This window comes from Dysgonomonas sp. HGC4, from assembly GCF_001261715.1.
GTDB lineage: Bacteria > Bacteroidota > Bacteroidia > Bacteroidales > Dysgonomonadaceae > Dysgonomonas_A.
The window spans coordinates 23,999-48,751 of the sequence record NZ_CVRU01000081.1 but is presented as its reverse complement, the minus strand read 5'-3'; the positions used below and the strand labels follow the sequence as shown (position 1 = coordinate 48,751).

At 35.8% G+C, this 24,753-nt stretch carries 16 protein-coding genes; 9 read left to right on the top strand and 7 right to left on the bottom strand.

Annotation, left to right across the window (positions count from 1 at the left end; genetic code table 11):
* The first annotated feature begins 299 nt into the window (after window positions 1-299).
* The 3 genes from HGC4_RS07995 to HGC4_RS07985 all read left to right on the top strand — a co-directional run bounded on the left by HGC4_RS07995 (window position 300) and on the right by HGC4_RS07985 (window position 7,714).
* Window positions 300-3,590 carry a SusC/RagA family TonB-linked outer membrane protein gene (locus HGC4_RS07995; protein WP_050709604.1) on the top strand — a complete coding sequence of 1,097 codons (3,291 nt, stop codon included), beginning with the start codon at window positions 300-302 and terminating at the stop codon, window positions 3,588-3,590.
* 32 nt (window positions 3,591-3,622) lie between these two features.
* Window positions 3,623-5,248, top strand: coding sequence for a SusD/RagB family nutrient-binding outer membrane lipoprotein (locus HGC4_RS07990; RefSeq protein ID WP_050709603.1), 1,626 nt, complete (start codon window positions 3,623-3,625; stop codon window positions 5,246-5,248).
* Between the two features lie 93 nt (window positions 5,249-5,341).
* The gene (locus HGC4_RS07985; RefSeq protein WP_050709602.1) at window positions 5,342-7,714 is read left to right on the top strand and encodes a glycoside hydrolase family 3 N-terminal domain-containing protein; all 2,373 of its coding nucleotides are present in this window, start codon (window positions 5,342-5,344) and stop codon (window positions 7,712-7,714) included.
* Between the two features lie 245 nt (window positions 7,715-7,959).
* Here the strand turns inward: HGC4_RS07985 and HGC4_RS07980 are convergent, their stop codons facing one another.
* The 5 genes from HGC4_RS07980 to HGC4_RS07960 form a co-directional block, all read right to left on the bottom strand.
* On the bottom strand, window positions 7,960-9,195 hold the full coding sequence (locus HGC4_RS07980; protein WP_050709601.1) for an ABC transporter permease: 1,236 nt from the start codon (window positions 9,193-9,195) through the stop codon (window positions 7,960-7,962).
* Window positions 9,179-10,360: an ABC transporter permease gene (locus tag HGC4_RS07975; protein WP_050709600.1), complete on the bottom strand. Its 1,182-nt coding sequence runs from the start codon at window positions 10,358-10,360 to the stop codon at window positions 9,179-9,181. Before HGC4_RS07975 ends, HGC4_RS07980 begins: the two co-directional genes overlap by 17 nt.
* A gap of 14 nt (window positions 10,361-10,374) precedes the next feature.
* Window positions 10,375-11,370 carry an HlyD family secretion protein gene (locus tag HGC4_RS07970; RefSeq protein WP_050709599.1) on the bottom strand — a complete coding sequence of 332 codons (996 nt, stop codon included), beginning with the start codon at window positions 11,368-11,370 and terminating at the stop codon, window positions 10,375-10,377.
* 38 nt (window positions 11,371-11,408) lie between these two features.
* Window positions 11,409-12,851: a TolC family protein gene (locus HGC4_RS07965; protein WP_050709598.1), complete on the bottom strand. Its 1,443-nt coding sequence runs from the start codon at window positions 12,849-12,851 to the stop codon at window positions 11,409-11,411.
* A gap of 76 nt (window positions 12,852-12,927) precedes the next feature.
* On the bottom strand, window positions 12,928-13,908 hold the full coding sequence (locus tag HGC4_RS07960; RefSeq protein WP_050709615.1) for a linear amide C-N hydrolase: 981 nt from the start codon (window positions 13,906-13,908) through the stop codon (window positions 12,928-12,930).
* A gap of 483 nt (window positions 13,909-14,391) precedes the next feature.
* On the opposite strand from HGC4_RS07960, the gene HGC4_RS07955 reads away from it, so the two are divergent.
* The 6 genes from HGC4_RS07955 (at window position 14,392) to HGC4_RS07930 (ending at window position 22,602) form a co-directional block, all read left to right on the top strand.
* A complete protein-coding gene (locus HGC4_RS07955; protein WP_050709597.1) occupies window positions 14,392-15,783 on the top strand; it encodes a glutamate decarboxylase in 1,392 nt (463 codons plus the stop codon).
* Between the two features lie 32 nt (window positions 15,784-15,815).
* Window positions 15,816-17,516, top strand: a complete 1,701-nt coding sequence (gene aspT, locus HGC4_RS07950; RefSeq protein ID WP_050709596.1) for an aspartate-alanine antiporter — start codon at window positions 15,816-15,818, stop codon at window positions 17,514-17,516.
* 68 nt (window positions 17,517-17,584) lie between these two features.
* Window positions 17,585-19,219, top strand: coding sequence for an aspartate 4-decarboxylase (gene aspD / locus HGC4_RS07945; protein ID WP_050709595.1), 1,635 nt, complete (start codon window positions 17,585-17,587; stop codon window positions 19,217-19,219).
* Between the two features lie 76 nt (window positions 19,220-19,295).
* On the top strand, window positions 19,296-20,381 hold the full coding sequence (locus tag HGC4_RS07940) for a porin (protein ID WP_050709594.1): 1,086 nt from the start codon (window positions 19,296-19,298) through the stop codon (window positions 20,379-20,381).
* A 334-nt stretch (window positions 20,382-20,715) separates the two neighbouring features.
* Window positions 20,716-21,894, top strand: coding sequence for a BamA/TamA family outer membrane protein (locus HGC4_RS07935; RefSeq protein WP_050709593.1), 1,179 nt, complete (start codon window positions 20,716-20,718; stop codon window positions 21,892-21,894).
* 33 nt (window positions 21,895-21,927) lie between these two features.
* Window positions 21,928-22,602 (top strand): MarC family protein, encoded by a 675-nt coding sequence (locus HGC4_RS07930; RefSeq protein ID WP_050709592.1) that lies wholly within the window; start codon window positions 21,928-21,930, stop codon window positions 22,600-22,602.
* 28 nt (window positions 22,603-22,630) lie between these two features.
* Here HGC4_RS07930 and HGC4_RS07925 read toward each other — a convergent pair whose 3' ends face one another.
* Window positions 22,631-23,962, bottom strand: coding sequence for a HAMP domain-containing sensor histidine kinase (locus tag HGC4_RS07925; RefSeq protein WP_050709591.1), 1,332 nt, complete (start codon window positions 23,960-23,962; stop codon window positions 22,631-22,633).
* Window positions 23,959-24,648: a response regulator transcription factor gene (locus HGC4_RS07920; protein WP_050709590.1), complete on the bottom strand. Its 690-nt coding sequence runs from the start codon at window positions 24,646-24,648 to the stop codon at window positions 23,959-23,961. Before HGC4_RS07920 ends, HGC4_RS07925 begins: the two co-directional genes overlap by 4 nt.
* Between the last annotated feature and the right edge of the window lie 105 nt (window positions 24,649-24,753).

Below are 24,753 nucleotides of genomic sequence, written 5' to 3'. Positions count from 1 at the left end.
ATATGCATGTAATAAAGTATTGATATACTTTGTTGATGTAGAATCCTTATTTATTAAACTCTTCTTCTTTTCGGTGATAATTTCGTTCATAAAGTGGCAAAATCGTACGTAAAACGATTCTGCTCTATTCCGTATTGTTTTGTATATTCATTAACAATAACTCCTCTTAATTTTAGTGAAAATTCGTTTTACACTAGAAAATATATATTAACCTAATACGCTTAATTCCATAACGCAATTAACCTTAAATCTATTACTTAAAATTTAATCATTTAACCAAATCTTAAAATTGACAGACTATGAAAGTATTAATAAAACCGATCTGTTTGGCTCTATTTTTCGTAATACCAGGAGTAAATAGATTTCTGTATGCATCAGATTCTGGCTCGAGAGATGCAACAGGCATTACTCAACAACAAAAAAAGTTGACAGGAATTGTGCAGGACGATCAAGGCCCTATTATTGGAGCAAGCGTTTCCGTAAAAGGTGCTACAACTGGTACAGTTACTGATATGGATGGTAAATTTTCATTGGAAGTACCCGATGGAGCTACATTAATTATCCGTTATATCGGATATGTGACACAGGAAGTAAAATACACAGGACAATCAGTGTTGAATATTAACTTAAAAGAAGATTCTCAAACTTTGAGCGAAGTGGTGGTGACAGCTATGGGTATAAAGAAAGAGAAAAGAGCTTTGAGTTATGCAATGAGTGAATTGAAATCAGAAGAAATGCGTACTGTACCAACTCTTAATCTAGGTAGCTCGCTATATGGAAAGGTAGCAGGTATGCGTATTGTTTCTACTGCGGCAGGTCCTACAGGTGGTACCAAAATCCAGATTAGAGGATTAAACTCTATTGCCGGAAATAACCGTCCATTGGTTGTTATAGATGGAGTTCCTATTTCGGATAATGATTCGAATTGGGATGGTCGCGAACGTAATCAGACACAAACCGGATCAGCATTAAATGACATTAATCCGGATGATATTGAGTCGTTGTCGGTATTAAAAGGAGCAAATGCTGCTGCACTTTATGGCTCACGAGCTTCTAATGGAGTAATCTTGATTACTATGAAGAAAGGTAAAGCCGGGAAAAAAGGTCTGGGTGTTGAAGTTGGAATGTCATATACAACTGATAGATTATCTTATTTACCAAAATATCAAAACGTATTCGGACAAGGTACGAAAGGTTACTTTGATATAGATGCTGCCACCGGTCAACCCAAACCGGAGTATAGCACATACCGTAGTTTTGGACCTCGTATGGATGGTACTCCCGTACTTTGGTGGGATGGACAAGTGCGTCCTTTCTCGCCTCAGCCTGATAATTATAAGGATCTGTTTCAGAATGGGTATACAAATAATAATAATATATCTGTTTCGAGCGCTTCAGAGAATACAACACTTAGGGTATCTTATGCCAATATGAATTATGAAGGTTTCTTAGAGAATATGAAACAAGAAAGACATAATTTCAATATTGCAGGTACTGCTAAGCTGTCAGAAAGAATATCTCTGGATGCAAATGTTTCTTATAGTCGTATAAAAACAACAAATGCACCAACACGTATCGATAGGATTTCTAATTTTCCTATACCCAGAAGTGAGATAGCTCAACTTTACAAGGATCATTATAAAAATGCTAATGGATATTACCTCACAAATGAGATTAATAATATTGCATCGTCAAACAAAGACAACATTCTCAATTATTTACTATGGCAACAAAACGAAAACCGATATGTAACGAGCAGAGATCGTATAGTAGGAACAATTGCAGCCAATATAAAGATAATAGACCCTCTCAATTTGAGGCTTACAGTAGGTACCGACAGGATAAGAGATTTGAAAGAAGACAAAGAAATGTTTAAGAAATATTCTGATCCAGCTGATATGAATACTTTAGAAGGTCTTTATCGTAAGACGAATGAAGATTATACGAAGAAATTTTTTGAAGCTCTTTTAACCTTTAATAAAACCTTAAATGACGATTTCGACTTGTCTTTGACTGGTGGTGCATCAGCCGAATATATAGACGAAAGTCAGAATAAATGGGAGTCTAATGGGTTGAAAATAAATGGAATGTTTTCAAGTAGAAATAATAAATTATCACCCAATTCGAGTACATACTCAGGATTTGGATATAATAGAAGCGAATACTTAAGTGGTGCGTATGGTTCGGGGCAGTTAGCATATAAACGCTATTTGTATCTAGATGTTACAGGGCGGAATGACTGGACTTCACGATTACCAAAGGGCGCTAGAAGTTATTTCTATCCATCAGTCGGACTGGGATTTGTTTTCTCCGATGCTTTGAAAATGCCGGCATGGCTTACATTCGGAAAATTAAGAGCCTCATATGCTATTGTAGGTAACTCTACACCAAGTATATATTTTGCAAATAGTGTGTATAATCTCGAAACTTACGATGATCGTCTTATAACTAATACATTTGGCTCTGAAGTACCTCCCGTATCAATCAAACCCGAAAAAACATATGCTTGGGAATTTGGTTTAGACTTAAGAGCGCTAGATAATAGAATCGGTATTGATATTGCTTACTTCAATAACGAAACACGGAATCAGATTCTATCGATAGATATACCTGTATCAGCCGGAGCTAGAAAAATGAAAACAAATGCAGGAACGATTTCTAATGAAGGTGTAGAAATACAACTAAAAGGTACTCCTATACAAACAAAAGATTTTAGCTGGGATGCGACAATTAATTTCAGTTATACTAAGAATAAATTAAAATCGTTTGTTCCGGGGCTCGATGTATATAATATCGGAAGTCCATGGAGTGCGGCTAACTTTATTGCACAACCAGGAAATGCAGCATATACTGTAATGATAAAAAAATGGAAAAGAGATGACCTTGGCAATAAAATAGTTAATGCTAATGGTGCATACGTTCAAGAAAGTGATTACACCTATGCAGGGGAGGCCATGCCTAAATTCACCGGAGGATTTAATACTAGCATTCGTTATAAAGACTTCTTATTAGTAGCCAATCTTGATGCACAATTTGGAGGTAAAATACTATCATTTACGAATAACTATCTTAAATCGAGTGGAGCCGGAACAGGCTCTTTATTCGGACGAGATGAAGAATATGGAGGATTGGCATATTATATCAATAACTCAAAACAAAAGATTGCATTAGATAGTCATTCGGCAAACGCGCCGGGTACTTCTTTCGATGGACGTGTTTATCATGATGGTATAATAGCAGAAGGTGTAAAAGCTGATGGTACAGCTAATGATATAATTGTATCAGCCGAAAGCTACTATAACTCTCGTTATAATATTGCCGGATCAGAAGATAATCTGTATGACAATACATATATAAAATTCCGTGAATTGTCAATCTCATATCAGGTTCCAGCCAAGATTTATTCAAAGGCTCGCCTTCAGGGGTTGAGTTTGTCTCTTATAGGAAGTAATTTATTTTATATATATAAGAGAGTGCCCAATATAGATCCGGAAGCTACTTTGGGAACCTCTGGTACTAATCAGTTTGTAGAATATACGGCTTATCCATCTATGAGAAGTTTCGGGTTCTCTATAAAAACAAGATTCTAAAAAGAAAGATGCACTTATAAAGAAGAAAAAATATGAAACGAATATTATTATATACAACGATTCTATGTTCTGTGATGTTTTCGTCTTGTGAATCGGAACTAGATAGTAGGCACTATGATCCTGATGGATTTACAGATGCTAAAATTGAATACCTGTATTCGAGAGGTCTTGTTAGAACTATTGAGAATGATTACGGAGATTATTGGAATTATGTATTTCGTTTATTTGGCACTTACACTCAGACTCTATCGAGAGAGGCAGGAAGCAGTCGGGTAAATGTATATACCATACAATCGGATAACGGACGTTGGGAAAATTATTATGTAAAGAGAATGCAGGAGTTGGTAGAAATGGATAAGATATATAATTATAGATTATCGGATTCCGAGAAGCTAAGCTATACACCGTTTATGGAAACTGCCAAAATACTGAAAGCTTATAACACAGCCCTTGCAACTGATTATTTTGGAGCCATGCCTTATTCCGAAGCATGGGGTGCAAGAAATGCTGTATACGGGCAGCTTGTAAACTTAACGCCAAAGTATGATTCGCAGAAAGATATATATTATGCAATACTAGCCGATTTAGAGTCTGCTGCCAATTATCTGAAAACAGCATCATTAGATGCTAATAATGTATTGCATATATCCTTCAAAACACAGGATATAATGTACGGAGGAGATTTACAGAAATGGTATAAATTTGCAAACTCATTGCGTCTTCGTTATGCTATGCGGATTTCGGAAGTAGATTCGGAAAAAACACAAGAGGTTTTGAGAAGTTTATCTATGAATGATCTTATCCTGTTGAATAGTGATAACGCTTATACATATTCTAAAAATACGACTAATACAGGTATTTGGAGAGCTCTTGTTGAAAGTCAGGATAAAGATAACGGTTATGCTTTTGCACCCGAACTGATGACCGGATTATTGAAGGAAGCTAAAGATCCGAGACTTGTAGTCCTTTTTCAACCCGCTAGTAATGAATTGGGTATTATTTATGATAAAACGAAAGAAATCATAGCTTATCCTTCTTCAGCCAGCGGTGCTTTAGATATAATGAATACAACTACGGCTGTTGAAAGAAGACAAACTTATGGAGTTGTAAATACTGTTACTTTCAGAAACAATTATAACTTACCATATGGTGTTGGTATAACAGCTGCAGATGTATATCTATTATTGGCTGAAGCTAAATATCGGAATCTGATTTCATGGGGAAGTAGTACTGAGGAGTTATATAATACAGGAGTTATTTTATCAGTACAAGAATATTATAACTATTATAAAAACAGTACTGCTACAAATCTGAAAGATGCAGGTATAGCTGCTACCAATGTTTCGGACGTTACTCTGAAAACATGGTTAACCGGTTCGTCCTTTAAGTTCAATACGAATAAAGCATTAGAGCAAATAGCCACTCAAAAATGGATAAATTTTGGTATCTTGGAACCTTTTGAATGTTGGGCAGAATATCGTCGTACAGACTTGCCTATCCTTATTGATGATATAGAAAGCGGAACTTTATTGAATAAAGGGAATGCTCCGGTACGATTCTTATATCCGGCAAATGAGGCTTCGATGAATTCGGAAAATTTCCAAACCGTAGTCGATCAGAACTATACTAATAAAAGAGTATGGTGGGATGTAAAGTGAAAAATGAATAACTAAATAGAGTAGGGCACAGTGAGTTGAATATCTAGGAAACAATAGCTTGTGCCTTACTTATTTACTTGAATATAATATACAATGGTAAATAATTTGAAAGTAAAACTACTGTTAACAGCTCTTATTTCATCAGGTTTAGTGTGTGGTCAATCAAACACTCTTTACAAAAAGGGGTGGATTGATTTCAACAAAAATGGTAAAATGGATGTATATGAGAATCCAAATGCCTCGATTAGCGAGAGAACCGAAGATCTTTTAAGGCAAATGTCGATGGACGAAAAAACAGCTCAGATGGCAACCCTTTACGGATCGGGCAGAGTATTAAAAGATGCTTTGCCTACGCCTGAATGGAAATCTGAGATATGGAAAGATGGAATAGGGAACATCGACGAACAGCACAATGGTTTAGGTAGCTTTAAAGCGCAATACGCGTTTCCGTTCTCAACACATGTAGATGCCATAAATACTGTTCAGCGTTGGTTTGTAGAAGATACTCGTCTGGGTATTCCCGTAGATTTTACCAATGAAGGTATTCGTGGGCTATGCCATTATCAGGCGACGCTTTTCCCCGCACAGAGCGGGCAAGGAGCAACATGGAATAAGGATCTTATAAGCAAAATAGCTGAAGTAACAGCCGTAGAAGCAAAAGCCTTAGGCTATACAAATATATATTCGCCCATCTTGGATATAGCTCAGGATCCTCGTTGGGGAAGAGTTGTGGAATGTTACGGAGAAGATCCATATCTGGTGAGTCAATTAGGAAAGAGAATGATAACCGGACTTCAAAGTCACGGATTGGTAGCTACACCCAAACATTTTGCTGTTTATAGTATACCCGTAGGTGGACGCGATGAAGAAACCCGAACCGACCCACATGTAGCTCCGCGTGAAATGAGAACTTTGTTTCTTGAACCTTTCAGAGTTGCATTTCAGGAAGCAGGAGCATTAGGTGTTATGAGTTCATACAACGATTATGATGGAATACCCATTACAGGAAACTATCATTTCTTGACTGAGATACTTCGTCAGGAATGGGGATTCAAAGGATATGTAGTTTCGGATAGCGAGGCTGTGGAATACCTTTACAGCAAACATAAAGTATCTAAAGATGCAGTGGATGCAGCCGCAGAAGTTGTAAATGCAGGATTGAATATACGTACGAACTTTACTCCTCCCGAAGATTTTATATTACCCCTACGAGAAGCAGTTAAGCAAGGAAAAGTGTCTGAACAAACCATAGATTCCAGAGTAAGAGATATACTTCGGGTTAAATTTATGCTGGGATTATTTGACAATCCCTATACAGGAGATAAAAAAGTAGCAGACAAAATTGTAGCTTCTGCCGAACACAAACAAGTTTCTCTTGAAGCTGCCCGACAATCGGTCGTCCTTCTGAAAAATGAGAACAACATACTGCCTTTAAGCAAAAACACAAAAAAGATAGCTCTGATAGGACCTAATGCTGACGAACGTAAAGATTTTATCTGTCGCTATGGACCAGCTAATCCTACTATAATAACAGTAAAAGAAGGATTGGAGGCTTTGCTTCCAAATACAGAGGTAGTTTATGAAAAAGGATGTGATATAATTGACAAGAATTTCCCCGAAAGCGAAATCATTAAAGAACCTATATCTCAGGAAGATCAAGAAATGATAGACAAGGCTGTAAAAGCAGCACAAGAATCGGATGTTGCAATTGTAGTTTTGGGAGGATCGGAAAAAACAGTCAGAGAATATTATTCTCGTTCAAATCTCGATTTAGCAGGACATCAGGAAGCTTTACTTAAAGCTGTTTATGCTACAGGAAAACCTGTTATATTATTATTGATTGATGGTCGTGCCGTATCAATCAATTGGGCAAACAAATATATTCCCGGTATAATACAAGCTTCTTTTCCCGGAGAATTTACAGGGACAGCTTTGGCTGAGGTTCTTTTTGGAGATTATAATCCTGGAGGAAAATTAGCAGTTACTTATCCTAAGTCTGTGGGGCAAATACCATTTGCATTCCCATTCAAGCCCGGTTCTGACACAAATGGTCCCGTACGTGTATCAGGTGCATTGTATCCATTTGGTTATGGGCTTAGTTATACTACTTTTGAATATTCTGATTTAAGAGTATCACCCACTAAAACGGGACTTCTGTCGAATGTGGAAGTTTCTGTGAAAGTTACGAATACAGGAAAAGTTAAGGGTGACGAAGTGGTGCAACTTTATCTGAATGATGAGGTAAGTAGTGTTACTACATACACACAAGTATTAAGAGGGTTTGAGCGTATCAGCTTAAAGCCGGGAGAAACCCAAGAGGTGAAATTTACTCTTACTCCTCAGGATTTGGGTTTATGGAATAAACACAACGAATTTGTAGTGGAACCCGGATTCTTCGAGGTAAGAATTGGTGCATCTTCTCAAGATATTAAATTGAAAGAACGTTTCGAAATTGCCGCACTATAAGAATTCGAGAGTATGCTTCCATCATGAAGGTAATATAAAAATCATTATCAGGATGGTATTGTAGAAAACTAAAAAAAGCGGCTGGCAAATTTGTCAGCCGCTTTTCAGTTTGGAAACATTTAGCGACCAGTTACTTGTAAGTATTCAAGTCGTTTCTTTTGATATGAAGAGTATGAATCTACATATTTGTCTCTGCTCTGCTGTAAAAGAGTTTATGCATCAAGCAAGTCGGTAAAAGAAACCATTCAATTATTATAATCATGATTTGCGTTTTTTATCAAATCTGTAGACCTTATTGCTTTCTTTATATTATATTGGTATGTTAAACATGCTAGAATAAAATACACACCACATTGTATCCATAGAGTGATATATTCTGTTTGTATATCGGCTAGAGATGCGCCCATGCAATTTAATTTCACAAAGGCTAGTGTACCGGGAGCAGCAGGTATAACATAATGAGCGGCTTGCCAGTACCATGGCATTAATTCCAGAGGATAGGAAATACCTGATAGAAAAACTAAACCAACCGAAAAGAAGGCAATCATCAATATAGGAGTTTCTGAATCTGTGAAAAATATAGATGCAGATAATCCTAAAAAGCTGATTGATAATAAATAAGGAGTGAGTAACATAACTATCTCATAAACATTTCCAAGATTCGGTAAATCGAATATTACAGGAAGCAGTCCCAAAAGGAATAAGCAAAAAACTGCATATAGAATACAGTAAACAAATGTTTTACTGATAATAATACGTGATACACGGCTCAGACTTGTTCCTTTTTCTGCAAAGAGACGAATAGAACGGGACTCACGCTCTTTCCCGCTAATCATGCCTATTACCATAAATAAAGTTTGAAAAATAATAACCATTAAAACGGCAGGTATCAGATAGTTTCCATAACCTTCAGTATGATTGTAAAGAATATTCTCGCTTATGGTAATAGGGCTCGATTGTGCGATTTGTTGAACATCATTGGCTGGTAAAAATACAACCATATCAGCACGGTGCCTTCCGTCTAATTCCAACATCGCACCTGATGAGGCTTCTTGTAAAGCTGAATAATAAAGGAATGCTTCGGTAACCCCATATGTGATGAATATAGATTCTTCGCCTCGTTTTACTCTGGTGTCGAAATCTTTAGGTATATATACAATTCCTACAACCTCATTCCTCTTCATCAATTCTTTAGCTGCAATAAAGTCTACTTCGTTACTATAAACTGTTACTTGTGGAGCGGCATCTATCAAGCGAGTGTATTCTCTACTCAAACTACTGTTCGATTTGTCAACTACAACCACAGGTGCATTTCTTATTACATTTGGTTGATACATGTAGTTGTATAGGAGACCATAAATGAAAATACCACCTATCAATACAAGTAAGATTGAGTAACTTGTTGCAATAGTCCTGAATTCACGACTAATTAGTTCTGCTATGTCTTTTAGATTACTTTTCATATTATTCAATATCTTCATATTTATGACTTAGAATGGCATTTTTTAAATGTGGCAGCATCAATAGTGCTACTAGAGGAAATATAAATAGAGCACTTACATTTTGCCAAGTATAAGCAAATCCATAATTCCCATAGAGTAGGTTTTGATTTATCTCAACAAAGTGTCGGACAGGAAATAGAAACGAACAATAATAAACTGCCGAATACATAAAAGGTACAGGAAAAGTAATTCCTGAAAGAGTTGCCCCTAATGATCCCACCATTGACACTACACTTATAACGATTCCAATGGCTGGAAATAAAGAGAACAGAAATACACCAAATGCCTGAGTTGCAATAATGAAAATAATTGTAGTTATATTCAAGGGTAAGAAACCGCATGAAAAGGGTATATCCATTACTCCAAACAAAATGTAATTAGCAAAAATGCCTATAATACAGAATATGACTGTATAAGGTAGAAGCTTGCCAACGATAGCCGTAAACATATTCATGTTTGCTGTTTCTAACCATTGTGTTGCGGTTCGGAATTTAATTTCACTACCTACAATATATACTGTAACCAATAGAATGATTACTTGAAAGAGGATAAAGAAGAAAGGGTTTGTCAAATAGATCGAATAATCTAACCCCGAATTATATAATGGATGAGTCTGAGTATTGACAGGAACAAGAACGTTTGTTATTTGATTTTCGCTTATTCCTAATGCCATAGCTTCTGTAACAATTGGCGTCATAGACAGAGGCTCTAAAAGAGATTCAAAAGCTCCATAAATCTCAGTTCCCACACTTAATAAAGCATAGTGATAATAATACGAAAGAGTTGCTTGTCTACCTGCCATCACATCAGCTTCAAAGTTGTTAGGTATAACTAAATACCCATATATTTTTGTTTGTTGTGTTGCTTTTCGTGCTGATTCTATATCTGTGTAATGTTTGGTAACTTTAAAAGTAGGTACAGTTGATACTGTTCGAGAGATATTTCGAGAAGTTGAAGTTTGGTCTAAATCAATAATACCAATCGGAATATTTTCCATCTGTCCTGTACCAAAAATGGTAGCCATAAAGAAGATACAGAACAAGGGTAATACAATACAAATACCTAAATATAGTTTGCGAGAAGTCATTCGTATTAATTCTCGTTTCAATACTAAGTAAAAAGGACTATTGTTTTTAGAAATCATATCCAGGCTTTTATTTATTTTTTATTGTCAAGATTTATCAAAACAGACATACCTGGACGTAATCCTTCGAGTGGAGATTCGGGTAATGCATGCAGTTCAAAAGTTGTCATATCATAACTGCCCGATTCTTTTGTCGATTTCCAAGTTGCATAACTACCTAGTGGACTGATGTAGTTTACTACGAAAGTGATTCCCTTTTTATTTAAAGCAGGAACATCTCCTTTAAACTTATCACCCATCTTGAAATTATGTAATAGATCTTCCCTCACATTTATTACCACATGAGCATCTTCTAATACCACAAGGCTCATTATAGGCATTCCTTGACCGATAAGTTCTCCCGTTTTTGGATAAATGGTTGAAATCTGACCATTTTCGGGAGCTAATAATACGGCATCTTTTAGAGTGGCACTAACTTCATTAACAGTTCCTTTTGCAACATCTACTAAAGATCGTGCACTTGCTCTGTCCTGACTACGTGCACCATCGAGTGCCATTTGATATTGTTGATATGCAGCACGCTCTGCTGCTACAGTTGCTTTATAAACTGCTTCGCTTTCATCTTTTCGTTGAGATGTAAGGACTCCCTCCTTATAAAGTGTAGATATTCTTTCGTGAGTAGTTGTTGCTAATTCCAAATCAGATTTAGACTTATTCCAAAGTTGAAGAAACGATTCAATGATTTGTTTACGATTACCTTCGTCTATTTTGTTGTTTTGAGCTGCAGCTATACTTTCCATTGCATTTGCCTGCGATAATTTAGCAAAGCCTTCGGGACAGTTAATGGTAACTAAGGTGTCTCCTTTCATAACCGTTTGACCTTCTTTTACGTAAAAGGAATCGATTCGTCCAGGTAATTTTCCTGAGATACGTATTTCAGTAGCCTCTACCTGCCCTTGTAAGATAACAGGCTTTTCTTTCAACATAAACATTCCTAATACAGAGATGATTGTGACAACCGCTAAGATTGAGATGAAAGCTATAATCAAATATTTTTTTGTCTTGTCCATAATTATTTTTGTTTTCTTTTTTTGATAAAATTTGAGAATTAACGATTGAAAATATACTGTTCAGTTTTTCCGTTATTGCTGTATTGATCAAATGATTGAGGAATACCACAAACCGAAAGCAGGTTTATCAATGCAACATCATACTCGTAGTATGCCAGTAATGAGGCTATTTGAACTTTCGAGAGCAATACTTCTGCATCAACTACTTCGGTTGAGGTAGACATTCCCTCCTGATATGCCAGTTTACGTATTCTCAACAACTCTTTACTCATCTCTATAGTTGTAGTCAGAGTTGTAATATTATCCAGTGCATTTTGCATCTGATTATAAAGTTTATCTATTCCTAGTTCATTGTCATCTATTATCTTTTCGCTTTCTATATCCAGAATTTGTTGTGCGATTCTGGCTTGTTTAATTTTCTTCTCTCTATTAAATCCATCAAAAATATTCCATGTAAATCCAGCCCCAATAAAAGTTCTTGGTAATAGGTTTCTCTCTATTCCATTTGCATAAACAGTTTGTTTTCCGAGTAAAGCAATGTTTGGTACATATGCTGCATTTGCTATCTTTAATTGATTACCAGCTATATCCTTCTGTATCTTCATTTGCTTAACCATATAATTATTATCTTTTATCAGTCCTTTGAAATATGATAAAGAGGGTACAGAATCATTTATAAAGAGAGATGATACTGGAGATATAGTATCTTCCGTTTCCATTTTGATTAAGACTTTGAACGATTTTTGAGTAATATCCAAGTCTTTTCGTGCAGCCTCTAATTCTCGTTTAGCCTCGTCTAGGTTTACTTTGACAAACAAGCGCTCTGCTTTATTTATCATTCCGTTTTCTTCAAGTTTCAATGCATTCTGATAATGCGTATTTAAAGACTCGTATGCTTTTTCTTTAACATCAACAATTCTGTTACCTAAACGCAAACCATAATAATTTTCAACAAGTAATATTTGTACTCCCGCATCTATTTGTTCTTTATTTACATTAGCTACAGAGATCATCTGTTTACTTATTCTGCCTGCATAGATACGTTTACCTCCAGTGAATAAGGGCAATGTTAGATTTGCATCAATTGTTGTAAAATTTTGTGGTACAAGTGGCACATTAAGAGATTGACTGCCTAACTTATCTAATGCCGATGAGATAATCTGCTCGCCGGGATAGATAGAATGTATATAATCTTTTGCAGGATTAGTATAATCGCTCAATGGTTGTTTCACTTCTATTTTATTCGACATATGCATGTATGCACCCGTTGCATTAATGCTTGGAAGCCAAAATGAATTTATTCTTTGATGCTCGTTCTTAGCCCATTCAATTTCTTTGGTCGCAATCTTGAGGCTTTTGTTTCCATTATGTGCCAATTGCATAGATTGCTCAAGACTGAGTTCAACGTTTGTATCTTGCGCCAAAAGAGTTGCCGAACAAAGAAGAGAAACTATACTAGAGGTTATTAAATGTTTGAACATATTATTGGGATTGTAATTTTTGATGTCTATTTTAAATCAATTAATTTTTGAGAGGTTGAGAGAATTATAAGTTCATTTAAGCGTTTACACCTATAAATTTGAAAGGCTCTGCTGGTTTAAAGTCTTTAGCAGTATTGCCACTGTATGTTTCGTCATTTGCAATAGATAATTTCATTACAGGAGCACCTTCTGATAGATTCATATCTTGTAATCTTACCCAAAAAGTATTTGGAGTTACACTCGATTCGAAAAAGTAAATCAGATTCTTACTATCTGATACAGTTCTCCATTGAGTAGAAGATATTTCAGGATTTTCAGGAGTTGATATGCCGTGAGGAACAGAAGCATTTCTAATTACACTGAATACACTGGCAATTGCTACTTTTTGGTTATCTGTTTTAGGAATTACATCAATATAAAAGCTAGCTCTGGCAAAACGGTCGGCAGGACGATTGGTTCCGGGTAAGAATGTTAATCCTCCAATCGATTTCCAATAATCATTCAATGCCAGTTGTTTGTCATAAGTAGGCGAGTTTGTCATTACCTTATACTCTGTGCTGTGGTGAATAGTTAGTTTGCCATCCACATATTCAAAAATAGCATTGTCGCCTGTAGCATCTGAAATGGATAGATGCAATGTCGCCATTCTCGATCCATCAGGCATCTGATCCGATACTACCTGAAATGTACTTTCTTCAATGGAAGAAACAGCTTCGTTTACTGTTGCAAAATTATCCAACATATATTGTACCCATGCAGCAATAGTAAGTCCCGGTTTGTTTTGATCTCTAACCGGATATTCCGATTCGGGTAACCAAAGCAGATTAGCTACTAATCCTTTTTCATTCATACCGTCTGTACTTGCTATCTCAAAGGCTGAGGTTACTACACTGCCGTATTTAGATGTCCACTTTAATGAATTTTGACCAGTTTTTCCGTTGCGTTCCATTCCTCTTGGGAATATCCAGATATTGCTGTATAGTTCCGTTTTCCAGTCCATCGTACGACCTGTAACTATCATTTCATTTGTTCCTGTATAAACTACTCTTGTACACATAATTTTAATTTGTTTGATGATTATATATTTAAAATTCTCTGCTTCGATTATCGATTTTAATATTCTAAAATTCATTTATTGAAATTGAACTTCTTCAAATCCGTGTTGCAAAAATAGGCAGACTAGTTAGCATATAAAGAATAAACTTAATTAGAAAAATATTAGAATTAATGAATTGGATTCTAATGTCTTTCTAATTGAAATTATTGTTATCCAAGAAACGAAAGCCTATACTTTTGTATCGGAAATAAACGAAGATATCTACAACAAATCGTATCTGAATATATTTCACCACATCAATCAAGTAGTTTGAGATATAACTAAAATCAATGTAAATAATTAAAAAACTTATTATATGAAATGGACAATTACAATGCTCAATATTATTAATCACACATGTGATTTCATTAACATTTACAAGACTACAGGAAGTATATTAAAAGGAAAATATCTATTTAATTAATTATATAAAAACAGAAAATTATGCCACTACATTTAGTTGATTCAGACAAAAACAACAGTTTTTTTGACACTTATGCCGAATCGGCAGCGACAAATTCTATTCCTAAATTCAAAATTGCGGAGGAGCCCAATGATCCAACAGTTATTCAAGACCTCTTGATCGACGAATTATTACTTGATGGTAATGCAAAGCAAAACTTAGCTACATTTTGCCAAACTGATCTCGATCCTCAGATACATTATTTAATGGATAAATGTATTGATAAGAATATGATTGATAAGGATGAGTATCCTCAAACAGCCGAAATTGAAAACCGTTGCGTACATATATTGGCTGACTTATGGAATTCGCCTCAAAGTGCAGATACCATAGGATGTTCAACCACCGGATCGAGCGAAGCTGCCATGTTGGGCGGTCTGGCTTTGAAATGGAAATGGAGAGAAAAACGCAGAAAAGAGGGTAAACCTACCGATAAACCCAATATTATAACAGGTCCGGTACAAATATGCTGGCATAAATTTGCACGCTATTTTGATGTTGAGATTCGTGAAATACCTATGGAACACGGACGTTTATTGATGACTCCCGAAGAGGTATTGAAAAGAGTAGATGAAAATACAATAGGTGTTGTTCCTACTTTCGGTGTAACATTCACATTAGAATACGAAAATGTAAAAGCGATAAGTGATGCGCTTGATCAATTACAAAAAGAAACAGGACTTGATATTCCTATCCATGTAGATGCTGCCAGTGGTGGATTTGTAGCACCATTCATTCAAGAAGATATTGTATGGGATTTCAGATTACCACGTGTGAAATCTATTAATACATCGGGTCATAAATTTGGATTATCACCACTAGGTGTGGGTTGGGTAGTATGGCGCGAGAAAGAAGATTTACCCGAAGAACTTGTATTCAATGTAAATTATTTAGGTGGCAATATGCCAACTTTTGCTTTGAACTTCTCTCGTCCCGGTGGACAAATTATAGCTCAATATTACAACCTATTACGTCATGGACGTCAAGGATATGCACGCATCCAACAAGCTTGTCTGGATCATGGAATCTACATTGCAGAAGAAGTAGAAAAACTAGGCTTATTCGATTTATTATACGATGGAAAATCGGCACTTCCCGGAGCTGCATGGATGTTGAAGAAGGATATTAATCCCGGATTCACTTTATATGATCTATCAGACCGCATGCGTAGCCGAGGATGGCAAATAGCATCTTACTCACTACCTTCTAATTGTGAGGATATGGTTATACAGCGTGTTTTGATCCGTCACGGATTTAGTCACGATTTGGCACAACTAATGATTGAAGACTTGAAACGCTGCATAGATTATTTCCAAAAACATCCGGTTACAAATAATTCAGACTCTGATGAGTCAAATAGTTTTCACCATTAATTATTCAATTCAAATAAATCAGTCTCAATCATATGGAATGGATTATAAAAACGATGCAAGCAGCTCCCGAGCTTGCCATATTCTTAACGCTGGCTCTTGGAGTTGCTCTTGGAAAAATTAAGATAAAAGGCTTTTCGTTAGGTTCAGTTACAGGAGTACTTCTAATGGGTGTATTAGTCGGACAGTTAGATTTGGTTATATCGCCAACAGTTAAGTCTGCTTTCTTTTTGATTTTCTTATTTGCAGTCGGATACAGCGTAGGACCTCAATTTGTGCAAAGTCTCAAAAAAGGAGGATTACCTCAGATCGCTTTTGCTTGCTTAGTGTGTATTGCTTGTTTGCTAACAGCATGGGGTGCTGCAATTATCGCAGGATTTGACATTGGTAACACTGTTGGACTAATAGCCGGAGCGAATACAATTTCGGCTGTAATTGGGGTTGCAACCGATACCATTAATCAGTTGACAATTGGCTCGGGACTTAAAACTGAAATGATAAACAAGATACCCGTAGCGTATGCAGTAACTTATATTTTCGGAACAGCAGGTACAGCTTGGTTCTTATCATCAATTGGACCTAAAATTCTGGGTGGTGATATTGTGAAGCAAACAAAAGAATATGAAGCCTCTTTGGGCGGTTCTATTCAAGACGAAGATTCAAGCCTAGGATATGCTTACAATGGTGCTACTTTCAGAGTAATTCAAGCTAACAGCAGTTTTTTTGATACTCAAAGAACAGTGCAAGAAGTAGAAGACTTACTTGCAACTAAAGGATGGCCTGTATATGTAGAAAGAATTCGTCCGATAAATGGCGTTATAATACAGGAACCAACTCTGGATAATAAAGTAAGTAAAGGGGATAATTTAGTATTAAACGGTCCTTTAGAAACCATTCTTACCGACGAAAATTTCATTGGAAAAGAAGTTGCTGATATAGAATTGCTCGATTTCCGTGTAGAAACTCTGAAAGTAATAGTTTCAAACAAAAAAGTACAAGGAACAACTCTTCAGGAATTAAAAGACAGTAAAGATCGTCATGGTGTGGTTATCCTCAAAATGTATAGAGGAAAAGCAACATTACCTCTTCTAAGCAATGTAAAAGTTCAACATGGTGATGTACTAGAAATAGAAGGTCGTAAATCGGATGTTGACCGTTTTGCCAAGTCTCTAGGTTTTGCCGAACGCCCAACCAATGTAACAGATTTACTGTATATGGGGTTAGGTATTTTCTTAGGAGGTTTATTAGGTTCTCTTACTTTCCGAACAGGCAATATTCCATTGAGTTTTAGCGCCAGCGGGGGTGTACTTATCATGGGTATCATATTTGGATGGTTAAGATCGCGTCGTCCTACCTTTGGTGCTATCCCCGAACCTGCTATTTGGTTAATGAATAATCTGGGCTTGAATATATTTATCGCTATAGTAGGTATTTCTGCAGGACCCGATTTTATCGCAGGGCTTAAAGCCTCAGGGTTAAGCTTATTTGTTGCAGGTATTTTTGTGAGTATAGTACCTATGCTAGTTGGATTATTACTTGGGAAATATGTTTTCAAATTTCATCCGGCTATCACTTTGGGAGCTTGCGCCGGTGCACGTACTACAACAGCAGCTTTGGGTGCACTCGAAGACGCTACAAAAAGTAAAGTTCCCGCATTATCATATACAACAACTTATGCAGTAGGTAATACACTCTTAATTATTTGGGGAGTAGTCATTGTACTATTGATGAGCTAAGGAAAGGCTACAGACCTATTAAAATACTTATTCAACTCTTATTAAAAAACAATCGAAAATATATAATTATGAATATCTCAAAATTAAAAACATCACGTCATCGCGAAGAGCAATTAGAAACATTAAGTCCTTTCGAATTAAAAGATAGCTTAATCAGTCTGGCATCAGATCAACAACTAAAACCGGTAAGAACAATGCTAAACGCCGGACGTGGAAATCCTAATTGGATTGCAACAACACCTCGCGAAGCATTCTTTAAACTGGGACAATTCGGAATAGAAGAGTGCCGTTTAGCTATGAACAACCCCATAGGAATGGCTGGAATACCACAAAAGAGTGGAATTGCAAAACGCTTCGAAGATTTTCTTAAAACGAACGATCAACAACGGGGTATCGAATTGCTTAAGAACATCTATAACTATGGCATACAAAAACACAACTTCGATGCTGATGCATGGGTATTCGAATTAGCAGAAGGTATAATTGGAGATCAGTATCCTAGTCCTATAAGAATGCTTGAGCATGCCGAAGTGATTGTGCATGACTATTTGGTGCAAGAGATGTGTGGATCGAATCCTCATCGCAAAGGCAAATACGATATTTTTGCCGTAGAGGGCGGTACTGCTGCGATGTGTTATATTTTTGACTCACTGGTTGTAAATGGCTTGCTCAAAAAAGGCGACAAAATAGCTCTGGGTGTGCCTGCATTTACTCCTTATCTAGAAATTCCTCAATTAGCCAGATACGAATTTGATGTAACCTATATCTATGGGTCAGGAAAAGATGCAGATGGCAATTCTAACTTCCAATATCCGAACGAAGAGTTTGATAAATTGGGTGATAAATCAATAAGAGCATTCTTTGTAATCAATCCAAGTAATCCTACATCGGTGAAAATTTCAGATGAAAGCATTAAATACTTGGTAAAAGTGGTGAAGAACTTGAATCCAAACTTAATGATTTTGACAGATGATGTATATGGCACATTTGTAAACGGATTTAATTCTTTAATGAACGAATTACCACAAAACACGATGTGTGTATATTCATTCTCTAAATACTTCGGAGCCACAGGTTGGCGTTTAGGAGTTATTGCTCTACACGAAGACAATATCTATGACAAGATGCTTTCCGCACTTCCCCAAAAAGAAAAGGAAAGACTTGCTAAGTTGTACGAAAGTCTTACACTTCATCCCGAAAAACTAAAATTTATAGATCGTATTGTAGCCGACAGCCGTCAGGTTGCATTGAATCACACCGCAGGATTGTCGCTTCCTCAACAAATGCAGATGATGTTATTTGCCGCATTTGCAGTGCTTGATACTGAGAATAAATACAAAGAAGCATGTAATAAACTGATTCAAGACCGTTACCATTTGCTTTGGGAAGGTATGGAAATGCCAATTATTGCAGATAAAGAGAGAGCCGCTTACTATTGTGAAATAGATATTCAGGAATGGGCTTTAAAAAACTATGGAAAAGAATTCGTTGAGTTTCTACAAAAGAACTTCGAACCGGTTGATGTAGTTTTCCGATTGGCAGAAAAGTCTTCAATAGTATTACTTAATGGTGGAGGTTTTGCTGGTCCCGAATGGTCGGTTAGAGTTTCTTTAGCTAATCTCGAAAATGAAGATTATGAGGTTATTGGTAAGCAACTATCGGCAACTATGCAAGAGTATGTAGAGGCTTGGAAATCAATCTAACTAAAATCTCGATTCTACAGAGAGAAGATGTCGGTCGGAGTATCTAATCGGCATCTTTTATAAATATTCAAATCAGATGAAAAAAATACTATTTATACTCTCATTGTTATGTTTTTACCTAAACTTATTTGCTCAGCATAGAGACAGTGAAAATTTAGCGAAAAAATTGGAATGGGATGATAGCAAACTTAATATATTAGTTGATACAAGAATTGATCTGCAAGCTGATTTTCAGGATGGAAAATTAGAAGATCGCACTTTCAGAGGGAATGCTCTTAAAATTTGGTTAGTGGGTGATATTACACCAAATATACATTATAGGGTAAGACAACGCTTTAATAAAACTCAGACGCCTTTGCGTGATAACTATTCAATAGCAACAGATCAGGCATGGATATCTTTTGATATAGATAGTAAATGGACAATTACCGCAGGTAAACAAGCTGTACAATTCGGAACATTCGAATACGATTATAGCGGAGCAGATGTGTATTTGCCAACAATGATTTACAATGATCTGGATGATTCTAAAACAGGAGTAAATGCGGCTTATCGTTTTGCAGGGCAAATAATAAACTTACAGATTGTAAATTCGGATGCACCTCAATTTGCTGATAATGCTTACAAGAACAAAGCAATGGCAATAAATGTATTATGGGTAGGTAGTCTACTTGAAGGCAAAGTGAAAACTCGTTGGGCATACGGAGCCTTTCAACATAGCGAAAGTAAATTTTATAACTGGATTACCTTAGGTACACAGCTCAATATAAAGAAATTTACAACAGAGCTTGATTATTATATTGGAGATAGAAATATAGATTATAGCTCAATAGTTAATGATGCTAATTTAGGTGAGAGGTATGTAAAAGATCAATCTGCATCCATCAATATAAAATATGATTTAGGAAAATGGAAACCATCAGTTAAGACTGTCTGGAATGAGCGTTATGATAAGGATTTTCGAAGCGATGCGTATCAAAGTAAGGGCATTGAGGCTGTTATGGAGTGCTATCCTTTTACGAACAAAGTAACTAAAGATTTACGCTTTCATGCTGCATATATGTATAGCAGAACCAATTTTAAGGGAGAATTTGCCAACATCTCAAATTGTAATACACAAACATTACTCGTAGGAACCCGTTGGATATTTAAAGCCAAATAATGGTTTATCTCTTTTTCTTGAGAAGAAAAAGATTCAGCAATAAAGACAGGCACTGATAACTGTTTCTCATTGAAGTCTAATTAGATAAGAGTTACAAAACAAAGGCGCTGTTTTGAAAATAGATCAGAGGACGTATTAGAAAATTATTAGAATTAAAGGGTTGGTATTTAATGGTTTTCTAATTGAATATAGAGTTGTGAATAGGACTAAAGCCTATACTTTTGTATTGGAGACAAACAAATAGCTGAAGTAGCTTGAAATATACTAAATCAATATAAATCATTACAGTAAGAAGCTCTCCTCTTCTACTCAATTAAAAACAACAACTTTATTTATGCGCCATCAACTGATAATTGTATTCTTTTTTATAGGATTGTCTACTCTGAATGCCCAGATCGAATCGAAACAGGATACTTTGCATGTTCAAAATAAAGAGAGTAAAGGTTTGATTACCCCCTTAATTGCATATGTAGAAAAAACAGCTTTTCAATACTTAGAAAGCTCTAATGACAAAACATCTGCTATAAAAGGTTTTGATTTCTCTATAATGGGTGGACCTTATTATTCGAATGAAACCAAGGTAGGTATGGGGTTGATTGCTTCGGGACTATATCGGTTAAGTGGATGTAGTGAAGATATGGCTCCATCTAGTGTATCACTATTTAGCAATATTACAACAGTTGGAGCTTATTCTTTCGGAGTAAAGGGAACCACTTTTTTTCCTGAGATGCGTTACTGGATTAATGCCAATGTTTCATTTTCAGATACGCCTCTTCGTTACTGGGGTGTTGGATATAATGCCGGAAGTAAAGAAGATTACTTAACATATAACAATATGCAAAAAAATATAGAAGTTGACTTCTTTAAGAAAATAGGTAAATATTCGGCTCTCGGAATTACGAGTAATGCAATGGAAGTGACAGGGCTTAATTTTTCGGATACCAATATTCTTGGTGGTGAAAGTCGAAAATCGACAGGAGTAGGTGTCGGTCTTATGCTATCCTACGATTCCAGAGATTTTATACCCAATCCTTACAAGGGGATGTATGCTATGATGTCTAATACTTATTATTCGGGATTATTGGGAAGTACACACAATTTCAATAGAACTGATCTTATATTCAGATATTACAAGCAATTAAGAAAAGGTAGTATTCTAGCCTTTGATTTGGATAGTACTTTGAATACAGGTAGTGTAGATTGGGGTACGATGGCATTAGTTGGAAACCCTAATCAAATGAGGGGATATTACCAAGGGAGGTATCGTGATAAAAAGTTGATTGATTCACAAGTAGAACTTCGCCAACATGTTTATAAACGTAGTGGTGTTGTGGTTTGGGCAGGAGCAGGAAATGTTTTTTCTAAATTCTCTACTTTTCATCTGTGCCAAACGCTTCCAACTTATGGAACAGGCTATCGTTTCGAATTAAAAGAGAGGGTTAATTTTCGCCTCGATTATGGAAGGGGAAAGGGAGAATCGGCATTTTATATCAATATTAATGAAGCATTTTAAGTAAAAAGGTCTTATAACTAAAAAACTGTAACTATGTCGATAAGCAATTCGTTATTTATATTTTCATCATCCTTTATGGCTCTGTTTCCTGTAATAAATCCTTTGGGAAATGGTTTTATTGTAAACGGTTTCTTAACAGGGTTGAGTGATCAACAACGAAAATCAGCCATTCAAAAAATTATAGTCAATTACCTTTTGATTGGTATTGGAACTTTGCTAATAGGGCATTTGTTTCTGTTACTTTTCGGTCTGGCTATACCTGTTATACAATTAGGTGGGGGAATCCTGATATGTAAAGCAGCAATGGAGTTGCTTTCTGATAATGGAACTTCAAGCGACAATGAGACTAAACAAGCCTTAGATAATCTAAAATGGAAAGAAATGCAAGGAAAAATATTCTATCCTATAACTTTTCCTATGAGTATCGGCCCTGGTAGTATATCTGTAATTTTTACCTTAATGGCATCTGCAAGCGTAAAAGGTCGCTTGATAGAAACAGGAATCAATTATTCAGTTATTGCACTTGTTATTCTTTGCATGGCGGCTATGCTTTATATATTTCTTACTCAGGGACGCAGGATGATGGAAAAATTAGGAACTGCGGGTAATCTGATTATAAACAAATTGGTAGCCTTCTTTACATTCTGCATAGGCATACAAATTATAGTTACAGGTATATCAAAGATATTTCATTTGACCATTCTGTAAAAAAGATAAGATGTTTATTTATTAGAAACTAGCTTAATTCTACACGGAAAGTAGTGCCTTTTCCAACAGCCGAAGTAAGAGTGATGCTCCCTTTATGTAAAGTTATTACTCTCTTTACAAGAGCAAGCCCGATACCATTTCCCTGAGTAAAAGATTTGTTACTACCTCTGTAAAATGGAGTAAATAGGTGTTCAATTTCATCTTCGGGAATACCAATACCCGTGTCCGAAAATAACAACGTTATTTTATTATCTAGAGATGTGATTTTTACAATAGAAGTTTTATTATTAGAATACTTACAGTTATTTTCCATCAAATTAGCAAAAGCCATTCTTAGCAAATATTCGTTACCTCGGAAAGTCATATCAGGGGTTTCCTCTATATCTTGATTGAACAGAAACTCAATATTATAATTGGGATTGCCTTTTAAAACAAGCTCTCTTGCATCAAGAAGAACCTCATCTATCCTGATAATACTCATTGATATTATACTCTCATCGTAACTTGCTTTGGCAAGGTCTAATAAACCATTTAGAAATTTAATGAGTTTATTGGTATCTTGACGCGAATTGATAAGTGTTTGTTTATACTCTTCCAAAGTACGGTCTTTTAGTAAAGCCAAGTCTATTTCGCCGATTAGTATAGCCAGAGGAGTTTGCAGTTCATGTGAGACATTGCTAACAAACATTTTCTGAGAATTGAAAGATGATTCGATAATATCCAACGCTTTATTAAAAGAGTCTGCCAATTCGCCAAACTCATCTTTCTGATTATATCCTAAAAGACGCAGATGAAGGTTGTTCGCCGTAATGTCTTTCATCTTATTGGAAATTCTGGCTACGGGTTTTAACGCCGATTTTGCAAGAAAATAACCTAAAGCACAAGCTGCCAAAAGCGACACTAAACTCAAAATCAATAAGTACAAGGCTAGCTTGCTCATCTTTGCATGCCCGTAACTATCGTATGCGGATACTAGTATAATATAATCTGCATTTTGGTATGAAAATATAAATCCAATGGTTTGATATTTTCCTTTATTTTGAGTAAAATCGCCCCTTGTTTTCCATATTTCCTCTAATGTCTCGCGGGAATGTGGACTAGCCTTAATATTATCTGCATCCTGATAAAGGAGATTATAGTCTTTATCATAAATAAAAACGTCTACCTTATCCATATCTTCATTATAAGCCTTTGCTTTAAAATAAAGATTAGCTCTTGATATTCCTTCCTTTTTTAAATCAACATAAAACTCAGTTTTCCTAACATGCGTTGAGACTATATAGTTAAGGGCTACGAATATAAGCATAACAACAGTAATGACAACTGTTATACGAAGAGCAATTTTAGTTCTTATTTTCATTCTTCTTTTTTTAATATAAAACCTAATCCCGGGCGAGTATGGATTAGTTTTGTATCGAATCCTTTGTCTACTTTCGATCTTAGGTAGTTAATATACACATCAATGAAATTGGTTCCTGTATTGAAGTGAGTATCCCATACTTTTTCTGCAATCTCGGTACGGCTTAATATTTTTTCGGGATTCATCATCATATACCTTAAGAGATTAAACTCTTTTGGTGTGAGTTTCATCTCTTTCCCATCTCTGAAAACCGTTTTAGTATCTATATCCAATTTAATATCGGCATATTCCAGTTGATTTGCTTCAGGTGCATTTTCACTGCTACCTTTTCTTTTTAATAATATGTTTACACGTGCATTTAATTCTCTAAGGTCAAAAGGTTTTACCATATAGTCGTCTGCTCCTGCATCGAAACCATCGAGCTTATCATCAGTAGCACCCAATGCTGTTAGCATAATAATAGGCACATGAGGTTGTACTTTGCGTATTTCTTTACATAATTCAAAGCCATTTATATTAGGTAGAATTATATCTGTAATAATTAAATCATAAGTATGCGCATTGACCAAACGTCGTCCCATTTCTCCATCAAAAGCTAAGGTTACAATATAACCAAACTCTTCCAATCCTTTTTGGAGGAGTTCGGCTATACGTTGTTCGTCCTCTACAACCAGTATTTTTTTCATAGATAAGCAATTATTATAAATAATAACAACATATAGTTTCTTTAGTTCGATTATTGAAACTCCTCAAGCTACTTGTTGTTTAAACGATTTTTATTGATTTGATAT

Coding starts and splice junctions, on each gene's coding strand:
- HGC4_RS07920 (WP_050709590.1), bottom strand. CDS start 24,648: ATGAAAAAAATACTGGTTGTAGAGGACGAACAACGTATAGCCGAACTC.
- HGC4_RS07985 (WP_050709602.1), top strand. CDS start 5,342: ATGGTAAATAATTTGAAAGTAAAACTACTGTTAACAGCTCTTATTTCA.
- HGC4_RS07935 (WP_050709593.1), top strand. CDS start 20,716: ATGCGCCATCAACTGATAATTGTATTCTTTTTTATAGGATTGTCTACT.
- HGC4_RS07960 (WP_050709615.1), bottom strand. CDS start 13,908: ATGTGTACAAGAGTAGTTTATACAGGAACAAATGAAATGATAGTTACA.
- aspD (WP_050709595.1), top strand. CDS start 17,585: ATGAATATCTCAAAATTAAAAACATCACGTCATCGCGAAGAGCAATTA.
- HGC4_RS07940 (WP_050709594.1), top strand. CDS start 19,296: ATGAAAAAAATACTATTTATACTCTCATTGTTATGTTTTTACCTAAAC.
- HGC4_RS07965 (WP_050709598.1), bottom strand. CDS start 12,851: ATGTTCAAACATTTAATAACCTCTAGTATAGTTTCTCTTCTTTGTTCG.
- HGC4_RS07930 (WP_050709592.1), top strand. CDS start 21,928: ATGTCGATAAGCAATTCGTTATTTATATTTTCATCATCCTTTATGGCT.
- HGC4_RS07925 (WP_050709591.1), bottom strand. CDS start 23,962: ATGAAAATAAGAACTAAAATTGCTCTTCGTATAACAGTTGTCATTACT.
- HGC4_RS07990 (WP_050709603.1), top strand. CDS start 3,623: ATGAAACGAATATTATTATATACAACGATTCTATGTTCTGTGATGTTT.
- HGC4_RS07955 (WP_050709597.1), top strand. CDS start 14,392: ATGCCACTACATTTAGTTGATTCAGACAAAAACAACAGTTTTTTTGAC.
- aspT (WP_050709596.1), top strand. CDS start 15,816: ATGGAATGGATTATAAAAACGATGCAAGCAGCTCCCGAGCTTGCCATA.
- HGC4_RS07995 (WP_050709604.1), top strand. CDS start 300: ATGAAAGTATTAATAAAACCGATCTGTTTGGCTCTATTTTTCGTAATA.
- HGC4_RS07970 (WP_050709599.1), bottom strand. CDS start 11,370: ATGGACAAGACAAAAAAATATTTGATTATAGCTTTCATCTCAATCTTA.
- HGC4_RS07980 (WP_050709601.1), bottom strand. CDS start 9,195: ATGAAGATATTGAATAATATGAAAAGTAATCTAAAAGACATAGCAGAA.
- HGC4_RS07975 (WP_050709600.1), bottom strand. CDS start 10,360: ATGATTTCTAAAAACAATAGTCCTTTTTACTTAGTATTGAAACGAGAA.